The sequence below is a fragment of the Aquabacter cavernae genome (genome assembly GCF_003993795.1).
Classification (GTDB): Bacteria; Pseudomonadota; Alphaproteobacteria; order Rhizobiales; family Xanthobacteraceae; genus Aquabacter; species Aquabacter cavernae.
Map to the genome: position 1 here is coordinate 1,000,836 of NZ_RWKV01000008.1, position 15,170 is coordinate 1,016,005.

Sequence of the window (15,170 nt, forward strand, 5' to 3'; positions counted from 1 at the left end):
ACGCGCCCGAGCCTCAAAGGGCCCATGGGACGAATACGCGGGCAGACGCCGCGCGGATTGAAACCTCCGCGCGGACGCTTCTCGAAGCAGGAGCTTCCGATGGACGGGATAAGGCGCTAGCCGGCTCATAGGCCCATGCAAGCGCGATCTCGCACTGCACGCAAGTGGCTGGCGCAAATCCCGTCGTGCAAAACCGCCGATCAGACCTTGGCGGCCTCTTCCGACGGGCGCTTGTCGATCACGGAATCGATCAGCCCGAATTCCTGCGCAGCCCCGGCGGTCATGAAATTGTCGCGCTCCAGGGCGTCCTCGATCTTCTCGATCGGCTGGCCCGTGTGCTTCACGTAAATTTCATTCAGACGCTTCTTCAGGCTCATGATTTCCTGAGCGTGAAGCATGATGTCGGTGACCTGGCCCTGGAATCCGCCGGACGGCTGATGGACCATGATTCGCGCGTTGGGAAGCGAGAAACGCAGGCCCTTCTCGCCGGCGGTCAGCAGCAGCGAGCCCATGGAGGCAGCCTGGCCGATGCACAGCGTGGAGACCGGCGGGCGGATGAACTGCATGGTGTCATAGATGGCGAGGCCCGACGTCACCACTCCACCGGGGGAGTTGATGTACATCGAAATCTCTTTCTTGGGGTTTTCAGCCTCAAGGAAGAGAAGCTGGGCCACGGCCAGCGTGGACATGCCGTCCTCGACCGGCCCGGTCAGGAAGATGATGCGCTCCTTCAGGAGGCGCGAATAGATGTCGTACGCGCGCTCGCCCCGGTTGGTCTGTTCGACCACCATGGGAACGAGGTAATTCATGTAGGTATCGATCGGGTCGCGCATCTCTTGTCCTCGGCGCGTGGGCGCGCCGAGGCACGCCGCACGCGATCATCGTAGTGAAGATGACGAGCGGCCTGGGATCAGGCCGCCTTCTCCTCTTCCTCCTTGTAGAGCTCTTCGCGCGTCACCGACTGGTCGGTCACGTTCGCGAGCTCAAGGAGGAAATCGACGACCTTCTCTTCAAAGATCGGAGCACGAAGGGAGGCCATCGCCTGGGGGGTCCGGCGATAATAGTCCCAAACCTGCTGTTCTTGGCCAGGGAATTGACGCGCCCGCTCCACCACCGCGCGCGTCACTTCGTCGTCGCTGACCTGTATATTGTTGCGCTCCCCGATCTCCGCAAGGACCAGCCCGAGGCGCACGCGGCGCTCGGCGATCTTCTGGTAGTCGGCGCGGGCGGCCTCTTCCGTGGTGCCCTCGTCCTCGAAGGTGCGGCTCTGGGCGGAGAGGTCCTGCTGCACCTGCTGCCACACGCCGTCGAACTCCTGGGACACCAGGGTCGGGGGCACGTCGAACTTGTGCATCTCGTCCAGGCCGTCCAGCAGCGCGCGCTTCACCTTCTGGCGGGCGGCGCCGTTATGCTCCTGGGCAATGCGGGCGCGTACCTGCTCCTTGAGCTTCTCCAGGCTCTCCTGGCCCAGAGTCTTGGCGAACTCGTCGTCCAGATTGAAGATGCCGGGGAATTCCACCAGCTTGGCCGTCACCTCGAAGGTGGCTTCCTTGCCGGCCAGTTCACGCGCCGCATAGGCCTCCGGGAAGGTCACCTTCACGGTGCGCTGGTCACCGGCATACATGCCGGCGATCTGCTCCTCGAAGCCGGGGATGAAGCTGTTGGAGCCCACCACCACCTGGATGTCGTCGCCCTTGCCGCCGTCGAAGGCGACACCGTCGATATAGCCGACGAAATCGATGGTGATGCGGTCGCCATTCTCAGCATAGCCGCCCTCGCGGGTCAGGAACGGGCGGTTCGCGTCAGCGAGACGGTTGAGGGTCTCGTCCACCTCGGCATCGGTGACTTCGAGCACCGGGCGGGTGATGGAGATGTCCTTGAAATTGCCGAGCGCGATCTGCGGCAGCACTTCAAGCTCAACCGTATAGGTGAGGTCGGAGCCGCCCTCGATCACGCCGCGCACTTCCGCCTCGTCCTGGGGCAGCTCAACGCGGGGCTGGAGCGCAAGGCGAAGGCCGCGCTCCTCGACGATCTTGCCGTTGGCCTCGGTCACGGCCTGCTCGATCACCTCGGCCATCACGGACTTGCCGTACATGCGCTTGAGATGGCCCATGGGGACCTTGCCGGGGCGGAAACCCTTGAGCTGCACGCGGTCCTTCAGCTCGTTCAGCCGGGTATTGGCCTTCGCGTCGAGATCGGCGGCCGGGAGGACCACGCGGTAAGCGTGCTTGAGGCCCTCGGTCTGGGTTTCAGTCACCTGCATCGTCTTGCCTTCGTTCCGTTCCGCCCAACGGGCGTCTGCTGTTCAATAGAGAGGCACGCCTCGGGCTTGAGACGCGGGCGCCGCCTCGAATCGGGCTGTCTGGTGCGGGCGGAGGGTTTCGAACCCCCACGACTTTCGTCACGGGAACCTAAATCCCGCGCGTCTACCAGTTCCGCCACGCCCGCGCCGTCCGGCTCCAGGCACGGCTCTCCGGGTGCACGTTTCGTTTGAATCGGCACCGATCGGGTGGGCGCTTATATCATGCCATAACTGGCGTGCAGCAAGAAAAAGCGCCCTCGCGCGGGCTGTCCCGCCTGTCCCCAGCAATCGAACACAGCCTCCTCCGAGACGTGGCCGGAGGCATGGTCCGCAGGTGGGAGGTAAATGCGTCTTGCCCTTTGCGCGCGGGCGGGACAAGGTCGCCTCGCTCCAGTCTCTGCTCAGGAGAGCACCCTTGCGTGTCCGTGGCCCCTCCCGCCGCTCGGTCTTGACCGGCACCGCCGCCCTCGCGCTCGGCACCCTGCTGCCGCGCCTCGCCGCCGCCCAGGGAATGCCGCAGGGGGCCCCGCCGGCCGCCTCGCCCCTCACCCGCCTCAAGGTCACCTCCGTGGAGCGGATCGAGCTGGGCGGGCAGAAGCCTCTGGCGTTGTTCCAGAATTCCCTGCCCGGCCCGGTGCTGCGCGTGAAGCGCGGCGACAAGCTGGCGGTGAGCGTGGAGAACACCCTCGACACGCCGCTCTCCATCAATTGGCAGGGCGTGCGCCTGCCCAATCCGCTGGACGGGGTACCGGGTCTTACCGGCAACGCCATCGGCAAGGATACGTCCGCCGACATCGCCTTCCCCCCGCCGGATGCGGGCACGTTCCTCTATCGCGCGTTTCAGCCGGAACTGGCGCACCGCGCCCTCGCCGGGGCGCTCATCGTGGAAGAGCCCACGGCGCCGGATTTCGGCGCGGATCACGTCCTGCTGATCCAGTCTTTCGCGCCGGATCCCACCATGACGGTGCCCCTGCTCACCGTGAACGGCGCGGTTTCGCCCACCTTGGAGGCCCCGGCGGGCGGACGGGTGCGACTGCGGCTCATCAATGCCGGAACCCAGTTCCTGCGCCTGCAGGTGCCCGGCACCTCCTATGTGATCGCCATTGACGGTCAGCCGGTGCAGCCCTTCGTGCTGAAGGACGGGCGCGCCCAGCTCACCCCCGGCGGACGCATCGACCTCGCGCTCGACGTGGGCACCGCCGATCCCATCCCGGTGAATGTGGAAACCAGCCAGCTTCCCATCCAGCTCGCTCTGGTGACCCCCGTCGGTCCCGGCACTGCGGCGGGCACCGCCGCTCTGCCCCCGCCCGCGGCCCTGCCCTCCAACGGCCTGCCCGAGAAGATCCCGCTGGAGAAGGCGGCCCGCTTCGAGGTGACGCTGGGCGCATCGCCCGTGCCGCTCTCGGGCTTTGCCAGCGTGGGCAGCGTGGCGCGCGGCACCTCCGTGGTGCTGACGCTGGATAACAAGTCCGACGCCCCCGTGGCGGTGCAGCTTCACGGCGTGCCCGGCCGCCTGCTGGATGGCCTGGACGACGGCTGGAAGCCCTGGTGGCACGATGCCGTGCCGGTGGCGCCCCGCAGCACGGCGCGGGTCGCGCTGCTGCCCGACGCGCCCGGCAAGTGGGCCATTGTCGGCCTGCGCGGCGGCGACGGCGCAGTGGTGGCCGCGCGCTCCTACGACGTCACCTGACTCGCCCCACCGAACATCCCGGTGACGCCGTCACCGGGATGACGCCAGTTCCGCGAACAGGCGCCCATAGACGGCCGGCAGCGCCTCGGGCAGGTCGTCGGCGATGAGGCCGGGGCCGGCCTCCCGCGCCGCCTCGCCATGGACCCAGACCGCCGCGCTCGCCGCCTCGAAGGCGGGCATGCCCTGCGCCAGCAGCCCGCACGCGATTCCCGCCAGCACATCCCCCGCTCCCGCCGTGGCGAGATAAGGCGGGGCATTCTCCGCGATGGTCGCGCGCCCGTCCGGTGCTGCCACCACCGTGTCCGCCCCCTTCAGCACCACCACCGCCCCCACCCTGCGGGCCGCCGCACGGGCCCGCTCCAGCTTGGAGGGCGCCGCCGCCACAGCAGGATCCTCGCCGAACAGGCGGGCGAACTCGCCGTCATGGGGTGTGATCACGGCAGACTGAGCACGGGCAAGGATAGCCGCCAGAGCATCGGGGGCATCCCGATAGGCGGTCAGCGCGTCGGCATCCGCCACCACGGCCCGGCCAGGGCCACAGGCAGCCTCCATCAGGGCACCGGTCTCGGGACCTATGCCAAGGCCCGGCCCCACCGCCACGGCCGTGAAACGCGGATCCTCCAGCAGCCGGGCGAGGTCGGACGGCGCCTCCATGGGGCGTGCCATCAGGGCCGAATAGGAGGAGGCATGAATCGCATGGGCGCTCTGCGGGCAGGCCACGGTCACGAGCCCCGCCCCCGCCCGTAGCGCACCGCGCGCGGCGAGGCGGGCCGCGCCCGCCGTCCAGGGGCCGCCGCTCACCACCACCGCATGGCCGCGCCGATATTTGTGCCCCTCCGCCGCTGGAACGGGAAAGACCGCGCCCCATTCCTGCGCATCGTTCACGGCAGCCTTGGGGGCGATGGCGTCGAGCACCGTGTCGGGAATCCCGATGTCGGCGACGCGCACGCGGCCGCACAGGAGGCGCCCGGGGAGAAGGAGATGACCGGGCTTGCGGCGGAAGAAGGTCACCGTTTCCACGGCCCGCGCCGCCGCGCCGCGCACCTGCCCCGTGCGCCCGTCGAGGCCCGAGGGCAGATCGACGGCAATGACCGGGCGCCCGCTCGCCGCCATACGCTCCACAAGCGCCCGCGCCTCCCCGTCGAGGTCGCGGGTCAACCCCGCGCCGTACAGCGCATCGATGATCAGATCGAAACCGGCGAAATCTATATCCCGCGCGCTTTCCACCGGCCCGCGCCAGCGGCCGGCAGCGGTCGCCGCGTCGCCGCGCAGAGCCGAGAGCGAGCCCAGCAAAGCAAGACGGACCTTGAAGCCGCGCTGCGCCAGGATGCGCGCGGCGACGAAACCGTCCCCACCATTATTGCCCGGCCCGCACAGGATTCCGATGCGGGTGGGATAGGGCCAGCGGGCCGCCGCGTCGGCCACCGCCGTGCCCGCCCGCTCCATGAGCACGCTCCCCGCCGTGCCTCCCGCAATGGTGCGGGCATCCGCCTCCGTCATTTCCGCCGGTTCCAGCAGCGCGGTCATGCTCAAACGGCCCCCTGCCTAATTCAGGTTCAGAGCCGCACAAAGCGCGGCGGAATTGATGCCTATTTTGTAATCTTGATGCCTATTAAGTCGGCGCAACAAAAAACCTCTGCGCCACCCGCTCCAACATTTGCGCTCATGGCACGCATCCTGCTTAATTGGGGCGCGGCGGGGATGGCCGTTTGGCGGTTCCTGCCCCGGGGAGACGGAGCGCATGAAGAAGATTGAGGCCATCATCAAACCCTTCAAGCTCGACGAAGTGAAAGAGGCGCTGCAGGACGTTGGCCTGCAGGGCATCACCGTCACGGAAGCGAAGGGCTTCGGGCGGCAGAAGGGCCATACGGAGCTGTATCGCGGCGCCGAGTATGTGGTGGACTTTCTTCCCAAGGTGAAGATCGAAGTGGTCCTGGCGGATGACATGGTCGAAAAGGCCGTGGATGCCATCCGCCGCGCGGCCCAGACGGGCCGCATTGGCGACGGGAAAATCTTCGTCTCCAGCATCGAGGAAGCCATCCGCATCCGCACGGGTGAGTCGGGTCTCGACGCCATCTGACGCTTCGACTACCTACCAACCTGTCTCTGCAAGAAAGGCAGTTGCAAATGACAACGGTCAAGGACGTCCTGGATTCCATCCAGCAGGACGACGTGAAATACGTCGACCTGCGCTTCACCGACCCCCGCGGCAAGTGGCAGCACGTCACTTTCGACATCTCCATGGTGGACGAGGAACTGTTTAGCGAGGGCACCGCGTTCGACGGTTCCTCCATCGCCGGCTGGAAGGCCATCAACGAATCCGACATGCAGCTCATGCCGGATCCCGCCACCGCCTGCATCGATCCCTTCTTCTCCGAAACCACCATGTCGATCGTGTGCGACGTGGTGGAGCCCACCACCGGCGAGCCCTATTCCCGCGATCCGCGCGGCATCGCCAAGAAGGCGCAGGCCTATCTCGCCTCCACGGGCGTGGGTGACACGGTGTTCTTCGGCCCCGAGGCCGAGTTCTTCATCTTCGACGACGTGCGCTTCCGCGCCGACCCGTACAACACGGGCTTCAAGCTGGATTCCAGCGAGCTGCCCACCAACAGCGACACGGAATACGAGGGCGGCAATCTCGGCCACCGCGTGCGCACCAAGGGCGGCTACTTCCCCGTGCCCCCGATCGACAGCGCCCAGGACATGCGTTCCGAGATGCTCGGCGCCATGGCCAAGATGGGTGCCAGGGTCGAGAAGCACCACCACGAAGTGGCTTCCGCCCAGCACGAACTCGGCCTCAAGTTCGGCCCGCTCGTGACCATGGCCGACCACCTGCAGATCTATAAGTACTGCATCCATCAGGTCGCCAACATCTATGGCAAGACCGCGACCTTCATGCCCAAGCCCGTCTTTGGTGACAACGGCTCGGGCATGCACGTCCACCAGTCCATCTGGAAGGGCGGCAAGCCGCTGTTCGCGGGCGACAAGTATGCCGACCTCAGCCAGGAATGCCTGTGGTACATCGGCGGCGTCATCAAGCACGCCAAGTCGCTGAATGCCTTCACCAACCCGCTGACCAATTCCTACAAGCGGCTGGTTCCCGGCTATGAGGCCCCCGTGCTGCTCGCCTATTCGGCGCGCAACCGTTCGGCCTCCTGCCGCATCCCCTACACCAACAACCCGAAGGCCAAGCGCGTCGAGGTTCGCTTCCCCGATCCCGGCGCGAACCCCTACCTCGCCTTCGCGGCCCTGTTCATGGCCGGCATGGACGGCATCCTGAACCGGATCGATCCCGGCCAGGCCATGGACAAGGACCTGTACGACCTGCCCCCCGCCGAGCTGAAGCAGATCCCCACGGTCTGCGGCTCGCTGCGCGAGGCCCTGAAGTCGCTTGAGGAAGACAACGCCTATCTCACCAAGGGCGGCGTCTTCGCTGAGGACTTCATCGAGTCCTATATCGACCTGAAGATGGCCGAAGTGATGCGGTTCGAAATGACCCCGCACCCGGTCGAATTCGAGATGTACTACTCGGTCTGATGCGGGAATCGGGTCCGGCACGCCGGACCCCTCCTTCTCTCCCAACTGGGGCGCCCTTGCGGGCGCCCCTTTTGTTTGGGCAGGCCGGTCTTCTCCGCGCCGTCATGGAACCGGTATAAACTGGCCCCATGATCGACATCCCAGGCCGCCCCCTCGACCCCGTCGCCCTCGCTCGCGAGGCCAACGAGGATGTGCCGGCCAACCCATCAGCCAATCCCACCATCGGCGACATGATCGCCCAGCGCTTCGGCCGTCGCGACCTGTTGAAGGGCCTCCTGGGTGTCGCCGCCATGGGCGCGACGCTCGGCCCGCAGGCGCTCACCAGCGCACGGGCGGCGAGCGGGGAATCCCCGATCGAAGACCGATTCCGCTTCCCGGAACTGACCGCCGCGCCGGACGAGACCATCCATGTGGCGGAGGGCCACGAGGCGCGCGTCCTGGTGCGCTGGGGCGATCCCGTCCTGCCCGGCGCCCCGCCCTTCGATCCCTACCACCAGACGCCCGCCGCCCAGACCCTGCAGTTCGGCTACAATAACGACTTCGTTGGCTTCCTCCCCGACCCCGGCGGCCGGGCGGACCACGGCCTGCTGGTGGTGAACCACGAATATACCAATGCGGAACTCATGTTCCCCGGCATCGGACCACAGCGGGCGCGGGACGGCTTTCCGGGCATGACGCGCGAGCGCGTGGATATTGAGATGGCGGCCCATGGCGGCTCGATCATCGGCGTCGCCCGCGAGAATGGCCGCTGGCGCATGGTGGAAGCACCGGAAGCCCGGCGCATCACCGCCGAGACGCCCATGCTGCTCACCGGCCCGGCGGCGGGCGACGACCTGCTGAAGACGCAGGACGATCCCGAAGGCCGGAACGTGCTGGGCATGATCAATAATTGCGCGGGTGGCGTCACGCCCTGGGGGACGTGGCTGACCTGCGAGGAGAATTTCAATCTCTATTTCATGGGCAAGACGGAGAGCCATCCCCGTGCCCGTGCCTTCAAGCGCTATGGCATTCCCGCCGGCTTCTTCGCCTGGGGGCGCTATCACGACCGCTTCGATGTGGAGAAGGTGCCCAACGAGGCCAACCGCTTCGGCTGGGTGGTGGAGATCGACCCGCGCGATCCCGACTGGGTGCCCCGCAAGCGCACCGCCCTCGGCCGGTTCAAGCATGAGGGCGCGGGCAATGTGGTGAACGGCGACGGGCGCTTCGTCGTCTATCAGGGCGACGACCAGCGGATGGACTATGTCTACCGTTTCGTGACCGCCCGCCCCTACGACACCGCCAACCGCGAGGCCAATCGCGACCTGCTGGACGAGGGCACGCTCTCTGTGGCCGTGTTCCACGCCGACGGCACGGGCGAATGGCGCCCGCTGACCTTCGGCGAAGGGCCGCTCACCCCCGCCAATGGCTTTGCCAGCCAGGCCCAGATCCTCATCGAGGCCCGCCTCGCCGCCGATGCGCTGGGCGCCACCAAGATGGACCGGCCCGAGGATGTGGAAGTGAATCCGCGCACCGGCAAGGTCTATGTGATGCTCACCTCCAACGACGCCCGCAAGGAGGACGAGACCAACGCCGCCAATCCCCGGCCCGCCAATGTCTTCGGCCATATCGTGGAGATCACGCCGGACGGCGGCGACCATGGCGCGGCGCGCTTCACCTGGGACATCCTCGTGAAGTGCGGAGACCCGAGCGTGGCGCAGGTGGGAGCCACCTTCTCCGCCACCACCACGGGCTATGGCTGGTTCGCCAATCCCGACAATTGCGCGGTGGACAACCAAGGGCGGCTTTGGATCGCCACGGACGGCAATTCCGCCAAGAGCACCGGGCGCACGGACGGCATCTGGGGCGTGGAAACGGAAGGCGCGGGGCGAGCCACGGCCAAGCGATTCTTCTCCGTGCCCATCGGCGCGGAAATGTGTGGGCCCTATTTCACGCCGGACGACACCACCTTCTTCGTGGCGGTCCAGCATCCCGGCGAGAGCGAGGACGGGCGCCTCTCCACGTTCGACGACCCCTCCACCCGCTGGCCGGACTTCAAACCGAACCTGCCGCCCCGGCCTTCGGTGGTCACCATCACCCGCATCGGTGGCGGGCCGGTGGGCGGCTAGAGTGTGATCACCGGCCGCCTTGCGCGAGCCAGAACCCGTTGGGCGGATGAGGCGTCAGGGCACCAGCATCCAGGCGCCGCCGATCAGCACCACCTCGCCCACGAGCACGCCCGCGAACACCGAGCGCCGCACGGCGAAGAAGGCGGCAAGGCCCGAAGCCACGCAGGCAAGCCGCAGCCAAAGCGGTGCTTCCACCAGCATGCCCGTGGGCACGAAGATGAGGCGCGCCACCACGGCGGCCAGCAGCGCGGTCGCCACCGCCCGCACCCATTGCAGCACCTCGCTGCCTTCCTGCAGGCGACGTCCCGCGACGATGGCCAGGGAGCGCCACACTTCCGTGGGCAGGAAGCCCGCCAGGATCACCACGAGGATGGCGGACCATTCGCTGTCGAAACTGGTCATCGGCGCCGCCGGGCCATGCGGCCGACAATGTAGGCGAGCGTGCCGCCGCCGAGCCCGCTCAGCATGAGATCCATGCCGCCGCTAAGGCCCGCCACGAAGGGCGTGGTGAAGAAACCCAGCGCCAGCGCCACCCAGTCCGTGATTCCCGATGCTCCCCTCACCATGAGGATGGAGAAGGACAAGGGCGTGAGCAGCAGGAGACCGATGGCGAGGTGCTTGGGCAATTCCCCCGCCATGATGAAGCCGCCGCCCGTACCGATGAGGCTGATGCCGATGAGCGCGGTGCCGAGCCCCAGCACGAACGGCACGCGGCCTTCCACGGGCGTCTTTGGCAGCAGGCGCTGGCCTTCCACCCATACGGTCATGGCGACGAAATGGGCGCAGAGCAGCTCGACAGCCGTGTTGCGGCGGGTTCCGCGCAGATAGGGCGCGATGGACACCACCATGGGCAGCAGGCGCAGCGAGGAGAGGGTAACGGCAAGCGCCGTCGCCACCAGCCCACTGCCGGTGGCGAGGCCGCCGATGAGGATGAGTTGCGCCGGCAGGGCCCAGATCAGCAAGGTGGAGACGAGGCCCGCGAAGAAGGGAAACCCCACCGCCTGGAGCAGGCCGCCATAGCCCACATAGCCCGCCAGAAGGACGAGGCCGGGAACCGATAGCGACGTGCGGGCACCATGGAGGAACCAACCAGCAGTCGAGCGATCCGAATGGGGGGCGGCGAGGGAGGACAAAAGGAGTTTCCAACGGGCGGCTGAGCCGCTTCTTAAGGCAACCTATCTATCTGCCGCCGCCCGGTGAAGCCGTTTGCGGTGCAGAGCTTCCGGCCTCGCCATGCTTCCCGCGCGCCGCTTCCATGCCCGGCCCCTCGACAGGGGAAGCCGATGCTATAAGCACGGGCCCGAACCATCGGCGCCAGGTCGGCGCCAAGACCGCACAGACACCGCCGTGCCCATCATTCCGCTCCCCTATGGCGATCCCGCCGCCGCCTTCGCGCCCTTCGCGCAGGATCCGGTGGCTGCGCTCCTGCAAAGCTGCGCGCCCGATGGCGAGCGGGGCCGCTATTCCTATGTGGCCGTGGAGCCGCTCCATGTGGTGAGCGCCGATGCGAGCGGCACGCTGCTGGACGGGCAGCCGGTGCCGGGCGATCCCTTCAGCGTTCTGGATACGCAGATCGCGTCCCTGCCGCGCCCGCAGGACGAGGGCTGGCCGGTGCCCTTCCGAACCGGCGCGGTGGGCTATCTCGGTTATGAGCTGGGCGGGCATCTGGAACGCCTGCCCACGCCGAAGACGGACCCGCACGGCGTGCCCCACATGGTCATGGGCCTCTATGACACGGTGCTCGCCTTCGACCACCGGCAGAAGAGCGCCTTTCTTCTTTCCACCGGCTCGCCGGAGCGGGTGACCCGCATCCTTGCGCGGCTCGCGGCCGCCCCCCAATCGCCGCCCGAGCCCGACGGGTCGATTCGCGGGACATGGCAGGCCGGGCAGGAGCGAGCGGCGGTGGAGGCCGCGGTGGCACGCGCCATCGCCTATATCCATGCGGGCGACATCTTCCAGGCCAACATCACCCATCGCCTCACGGCGGCACGTCCGGCGGGTCTCAACGATCTCGACCTGTTCCTGCGCCTGCGCGCGCTCTCCCCTGCCCCGTTCGCGGCCCTGCTCGCCTGCGGGGCCGGCACGGCGCTCATCAGCGCCTCGCCGGAACGCTTCCTGCGCCTGTCCGCAGACGGCATGGTGGAGAGCCGCCCCATCAAGGGCACGCGCCCGCGCCATGCCGACCCGGAGCGCGACGCGGCGCTGGGCCGGGAGCTTCTCGCCAGCGCCAAGGACCGGGCCGAGAATCTGATGATCGTGGACCTCATGCGCAACGATCTCGGCCGCGTCTCCGCGCTGGGCAGCGTGCGGGTACCGGTGCTGAACGGGCTGGAGACCTTCGCCTCGGTGCATCATCTGGTGTCCGCCGTGGAAAGCCGCCTCAGGCCGGGCTTCGGCCCCGTGGACCTGCTGCGCGCCTGCTTCCCCGGCGGATCGGTGACGGGTGCGCCGAAGATCCGCGCCATGGAGATCATCCACGAACTGGAGCCGATGCCGCGCGGTCCCTATTGCGGGGCGATCGCCTGGATCGGCGTGGATGGGGCCATGGACAGTTCCATCGTCATCCGCACCATCGTGCGGGCAGGCGAAACGCTGCTGGCCCAAGGCGGCGGCGGCATCGTGGCGGATTCGGATCCAACAGCCGAATATGAGGAAAGCCTCGTGAAGCTGGCGCCGTTGCGGCGGGCCCTCGAAGGGGAGCCGGATGCGTGAAAGCGCTTGTCGGCATCATGAGGACAGGAAGAAGCTGCGGGTAGATTGAGCGTTCAACCGCCGAAGGTGCGCTGGGGAGGGGACATGAGGGTCTGGCTGAACGGTACGCTCCTCGGCGCGGAGGCGGCGCGCATCGCTCCCGAGGATCGGGGCTTCACACTGGGTGACGGGCTGTTCGAGACCATCCGGGCCGTGGACGGCGCGCCGGTGCGGCTGGACGCTCATCTCTCGCGGCTGTGGCGCGGGGCCTCCATTCTCGGCCTGCCGGTGCCGCACCTCGACTTCGATGGCGTGATGCGCGCGACGCTGGCGGCCAACCGCCTTTCGGAAGGCGCCCTGCGCCTCACCCTGACGCGCGGCCCCGCCCCGCGCGGCGTGCTGCCGCCGTCGGATCCGGCGCCGACCCTCCTCATCACCGCAGGCCCGCTCCCCCCCATGACAGCGCTGCGCCTCGTCATCGCCCAGGTGACGCGGCGCAACGAATTCTCGCCACTGAGCGGGATCAAGTCTCTGAACTATCTGGACAATATCCTTGCCCGGCAGGAGGCGGCGGAGCGCGGAGCGGATGACGCTCTGCTGCTGAACACGCAAGGGCGCATCGCAGAAACCAGCACGGCCAACGTCTTCGTGGTGAGGGAGGGCCGGCTGATGACTCCGCCCCTCATGGACGGCGCGCTTCCCGGCGTGCTGCGGGCGGAGATTCTCCGGCTCGGCGCAGTGGAACAGCCGCTCACGCCGGACGACCTTGCACAGGCACAGGAGATGTTCGTCACCACCAGCCTCGGCATCCGCTCCGTGGTGGAGGTAGAGAACCGCCCGCTCAATGAAGGCATTGTGGTGCAGGAGATGCGGGCGAAGCTGGGCTGAACAGGCCCAGCCTTCTCCCACGCTGTGGGAGAAGGCTGGGCAGCTCGTCTCAGGTGTGGATCACCCGACCATACGCATCGAGCACGCTTTCGTGCATCATCTCGGACAGGGTCGGGTGCGGGAACACGGCGTGGATCAACTCCTCCTCCGTGGTCTCCAGGTTCATGGCAATGACAAAGCCCTGGATCAGCTCGGTCACTTCCGCGCCCACCATGTGAGCGCCCAGCAGCTGGCCGGTCTTCTTGTCGAAGATGGTCTTCACGAGGCCGTCCGGCTCGCCGAGCGCGATGGCCTTGCCGTTGCCCACGAAGGGGAAGCGGCCGACGCGCAGTTCGTAGCCCTGCTCCTTCGCCTTCTTCTCCGTGAGGCCCACGGAGGCGATCTGCGGCGTGCAATAGGTGCAGCCGGGGATCTTGTTCTTGTCCATGGCGTGGGTGTGAAGGCCCTTGATGGTCTCCACGCAGATCACGCCCTCATGCTCGGCCTTGTGCGCCAGCATGGGCGGGCCGGCCACATCGCCGATGGCCCACACGCCCGGCACAGTGGTGCGCCCGAGCCCGTCGGTGACGATGATGCCGCGCTCGATCTTGACGCCCAGCGCTTCGAGGCCGAGGCCGTCCACATTGCCCACCACGCCCACGGCGGAGATCATCCGGTCGGCGGTGATGTCGTGCTTCACGCCCTTGGAATCCTCCACATGGGCCGTGATGCTGTCCGCATGCTTGGTGACGCCCGTGACCTTGGCGCCGGAGAGGATCTTCATACCCTGCTTCTCGAAGCGCTTGCGCGCGACGGCAGCGATCTCCTCGTCCTCCACGGGCAGGATCTGCGGCAGCACCTCCACCACGGTCACTTCGGCGCCCATGGTGCGGTAGAAGGAGGCGAACTCGATGCCGATGGCGCCGGACCCCATCACCACCAGGGACTTGGGCATGGTTTCGGGCACCATGGCCTCGAAATAGGTCCAGATGAGCTTCTTGTCCGGCTCCAGCCCCGGCAGCGCGCGCGGGCGGGCGCCAGTGGCGACGATGATGTTCTTGGAGGTGTAATCCCCCCCGCCCAGCGCGCCCTTGGGCGGGTTTTCGGCGGCGGTGACGCTGACCTTGCCGGGCGCGGCGAGCTTGGCCGTGCCCCAGATCACGTCCACCTTGTTCTTCTTCAGCAGGAAGCCGACGCCCGTATTGAGCTGGGCCGATACGCCGCGCGAGCGCTTCACCACCGCCGCGGCGTCGAAGCCGACGCCCGTGGCCGAGAGGCCGTAATCCTTGGCGTGCTGCATATAGTGGTAGATCTCGGCCGAGCGCAGCAGGGCCTTGGTGGGGATGCAGCCCCAGTTGAGGCAGATGCCGCCCAGATGGGAGCGCTCCACCACGGCGGTCTTCAGGCCGAGCTGCGCGGCACGGATGGCGGCCACATAGCCGCCCGGCCCGCCGCCGATCACGATCACATCATAAGAGGCATCAGCCATGGGTCGTCTCCTCCCCGCGCGTCCCGAGCGGCGGGGTGTGGGGGTCGATGGCGGCCCCGCTGACGGCCCAAGGCGCACCGGGCGGTTCGGCCCGGTGCCTCAGGGAGAACCCGCCCGGCGGCCTGGGACGGCCGCCGGCGCGCACCCTCAGCGGGACAGAAGCGCGAAAAGCTCGTCCTTCAGCCGGACGCGCTCCTTGCGCTTGGCTTCCAGTTCCAGGTCATCCAGGGGGGCGAGATTGGTTTCCGCCTTGTGGACCACCTCGTTGACGGCGTCATATTCGGCGGCGAGGCGCGCGAAATGCGCATCGCTCTGCCGCAAATCGTGGATCTTCCCGGCGAGTTCAGGGAAGTCGGCGGCGAGCTGATGGGGCGTATGGCTCATGGGCTTTTCTCGCTCATTCTGGTTCGCGACGGGGCGGCATTCGCCGTCCCGCCTTTCCCCTACACCCCGGCTGTGACGGCAAGTTTGATCTGCCGCAGCCCCTCT

Annotated in this window: 13 protein-coding genes and 1 tRNA gene; 6 read left to right on the forward strand and 8 right to left on the reverse strand. The window is 67.6% G+C overall.

Features of this window, described 5'->3' with window-relative positions; all coding sequences use genetic code 11:
* Nucleotides 1-200 precede the first annotated feature (200 nt).
* From clpP to EJJ38_RS09350, 3 genes are all read right to left on the reverse strand, one after another.
* Nucleotides 201-833, reverse strand: a complete 633-nt coding sequence (gene clpP, locus EJJ38_RS09340) for an ATP-dependent Clp endopeptidase proteolytic subunit ClpP (protein WP_127089795.1) — start codon at nucleotides 831-833, stop codon at nucleotides 201-203.
* A 77-nt stretch (nucleotides 834-910) separates the two neighbouring features.
* Entirely contained in the window at nucleotides 911-2,263 is a 1,353-nt protein-coding gene (gene tig, locus EJJ38_RS09345; RefSeq protein ID WP_127089796.1) for a trigger factor, read from the reverse strand.
* Nucleotides 2,264-2,363: 100 nt separating this feature from the next.
* Nucleotides 2,364-2,448: transfer RNA gene (locus tag EJJ38_RS09350), tRNA-Leu, on the reverse strand.
* Between the two features lie 269 nt (nucleotides 2,449-2,717).
* On the opposite strand from EJJ38_RS09350, the gene EJJ38_RS09355 reads away from it, so the two are divergent.
* On the forward strand, nucleotides 2,718-3,992 hold the full coding sequence (locus tag EJJ38_RS09355) for a multicopper oxidase family protein (protein ID WP_127089797.1): 1,275 nt from the start codon (nucleotides 2,718-2,720) through the stop codon (nucleotides 3,990-3,992).
* Nucleotides 3,993-4,022: 30 nt separating this feature from the next.
* On the opposite strand, the gene EJJ38_RS09360 is transcribed toward EJJ38_RS09355, so the two are convergent.
* Nucleotides 4,023-5,519, reverse strand: coding sequence for an NAD(P)H-hydrate dehydratase (locus EJJ38_RS09360; RefSeq protein ID WP_127089798.1), 1,497 nt, complete (start codon nucleotides 5,517-5,519; stop codon nucleotides 4,023-4,025).
* Between the two features lie 214 nt (nucleotides 5,520-5,733).
* On the opposite strand from EJJ38_RS09360, the gene EJJ38_RS09365 reads away from it, so the two are divergent.
* The 3 genes from EJJ38_RS09365 to EJJ38_RS09375 all read left to right on the forward strand — a co-directional run bounded on the left by EJJ38_RS09365 (nucleotide 5,734) and on the right by EJJ38_RS09375 (nucleotide 9,634).
* On the forward strand, nucleotides 5,734-6,072 hold the full coding sequence (locus EJJ38_RS09365) for a P-II family nitrogen regulator (RefSeq protein WP_127089799.1): 339 nt from the start codon (nucleotides 5,734-5,736) through the stop codon (nucleotides 6,070-6,072).
* A 47-nt stretch (nucleotides 6,073-6,119) separates the two neighbouring features.
* The gene (glnA, locus tag EJJ38_RS09370) at nucleotides 6,120-7,529 is read left to right on the forward strand and encodes a type I glutamate--ammonia ligase (RefSeq protein WP_127089800.1); all 1,410 of its coding nucleotides are present in this window, start codon (nucleotides 6,120-6,122) and stop codon (nucleotides 7,527-7,529) included.
* A 128-nt stretch (nucleotides 7,530-7,657) separates the two neighbouring features.
* The gene (locus tag EJJ38_RS09375; protein WP_127089801.1) at nucleotides 7,658-9,634 is read left to right on the forward strand and encodes a PhoX family protein; all 1,977 of its coding nucleotides are present in this window, start codon (nucleotides 7,658-7,660) and stop codon (nucleotides 9,632-9,634) included.
* Between the two features lie 54 nt (nucleotides 9,635-9,688).
* On the opposite strand, the gene EJJ38_RS09380 is transcribed toward EJJ38_RS09375, so the two are convergent.
* Both EJJ38_RS09380 and EJJ38_RS09385 read right to left on the reverse strand, forming a co-directional pair.
* The gene (locus EJJ38_RS09380; RefSeq protein ID WP_127089802.1) at nucleotides 9,689-10,036 is read right to left on the reverse strand and encodes an AzlD domain-containing protein; all 348 of its coding nucleotides are present in this window, start codon (nucleotides 10,034-10,036) and stop codon (nucleotides 9,689-9,691) included.
* On the reverse strand, nucleotides 10,033-10,767 hold the full coding sequence (locus EJJ38_RS09385; RefSeq protein ID WP_127089803.1) for an AzlC family ABC transporter permease: 735 nt from the start codon (nucleotides 10,765-10,767) through the stop codon (nucleotides 10,033-10,035). The genes EJJ38_RS09380 and EJJ38_RS09385 overlap by 4 nt, the downstream gene beginning before the upstream one ends.
* Nucleotides 10,768-10,981: 214 nt before the next feature.
* Between EJJ38_RS09385 and pabB the strand changes: the two genes are divergently transcribed.
* Nucleotides 10,982-12,346, forward strand: coding sequence for an aminodeoxychorismate synthase component I (pabB, locus tag EJJ38_RS09390; RefSeq protein WP_245454167.1), 1,365 nt, complete (start codon nucleotides 10,982-10,984; stop codon nucleotides 12,344-12,346).
* A gap of 84 nt (nucleotides 12,347-12,430) precedes the next feature.
* Nucleotides 12,431-13,213: an aminotransferase class IV gene (locus tag EJJ38_RS09395; RefSeq protein WP_127089805.1), complete on the forward strand. Its 783-nt coding sequence runs from the start codon at nucleotides 12,431-12,433 to the stop codon at nucleotides 13,211-13,213.
* Between the two features lie 49 nt (nucleotides 13,214-13,262).
* Here EJJ38_RS09395 and lpdA read toward each other — a convergent pair whose 3' ends face one another.
* Together lpdA and EJJ38_RS09405 are read right to left on the reverse strand one after the other, a co-directional pair.
* Nucleotides 13,263-14,681 (reverse strand): dihydrolipoyl dehydrogenase, encoded by a 1,419-nt coding sequence (lpdA, locus tag EJJ38_RS09400; protein ID WP_127089806.1) that lies wholly within the window; start codon nucleotides 14,679-14,681, stop codon nucleotides 13,263-13,265.
* Nucleotides 14,682-14,828: 147 nt separating this feature from the next.
* Nucleotides 14,829-15,065, reverse strand: coding sequence for an HP1242/YdcH family protein (locus tag EJJ38_RS09405; protein ID WP_127089807.1), 237 nt, complete (start codon nucleotides 15,063-15,065; stop codon nucleotides 14,829-14,831).
* Nucleotides 15,066-15,170: the final 105 nt, after the last annotated feature.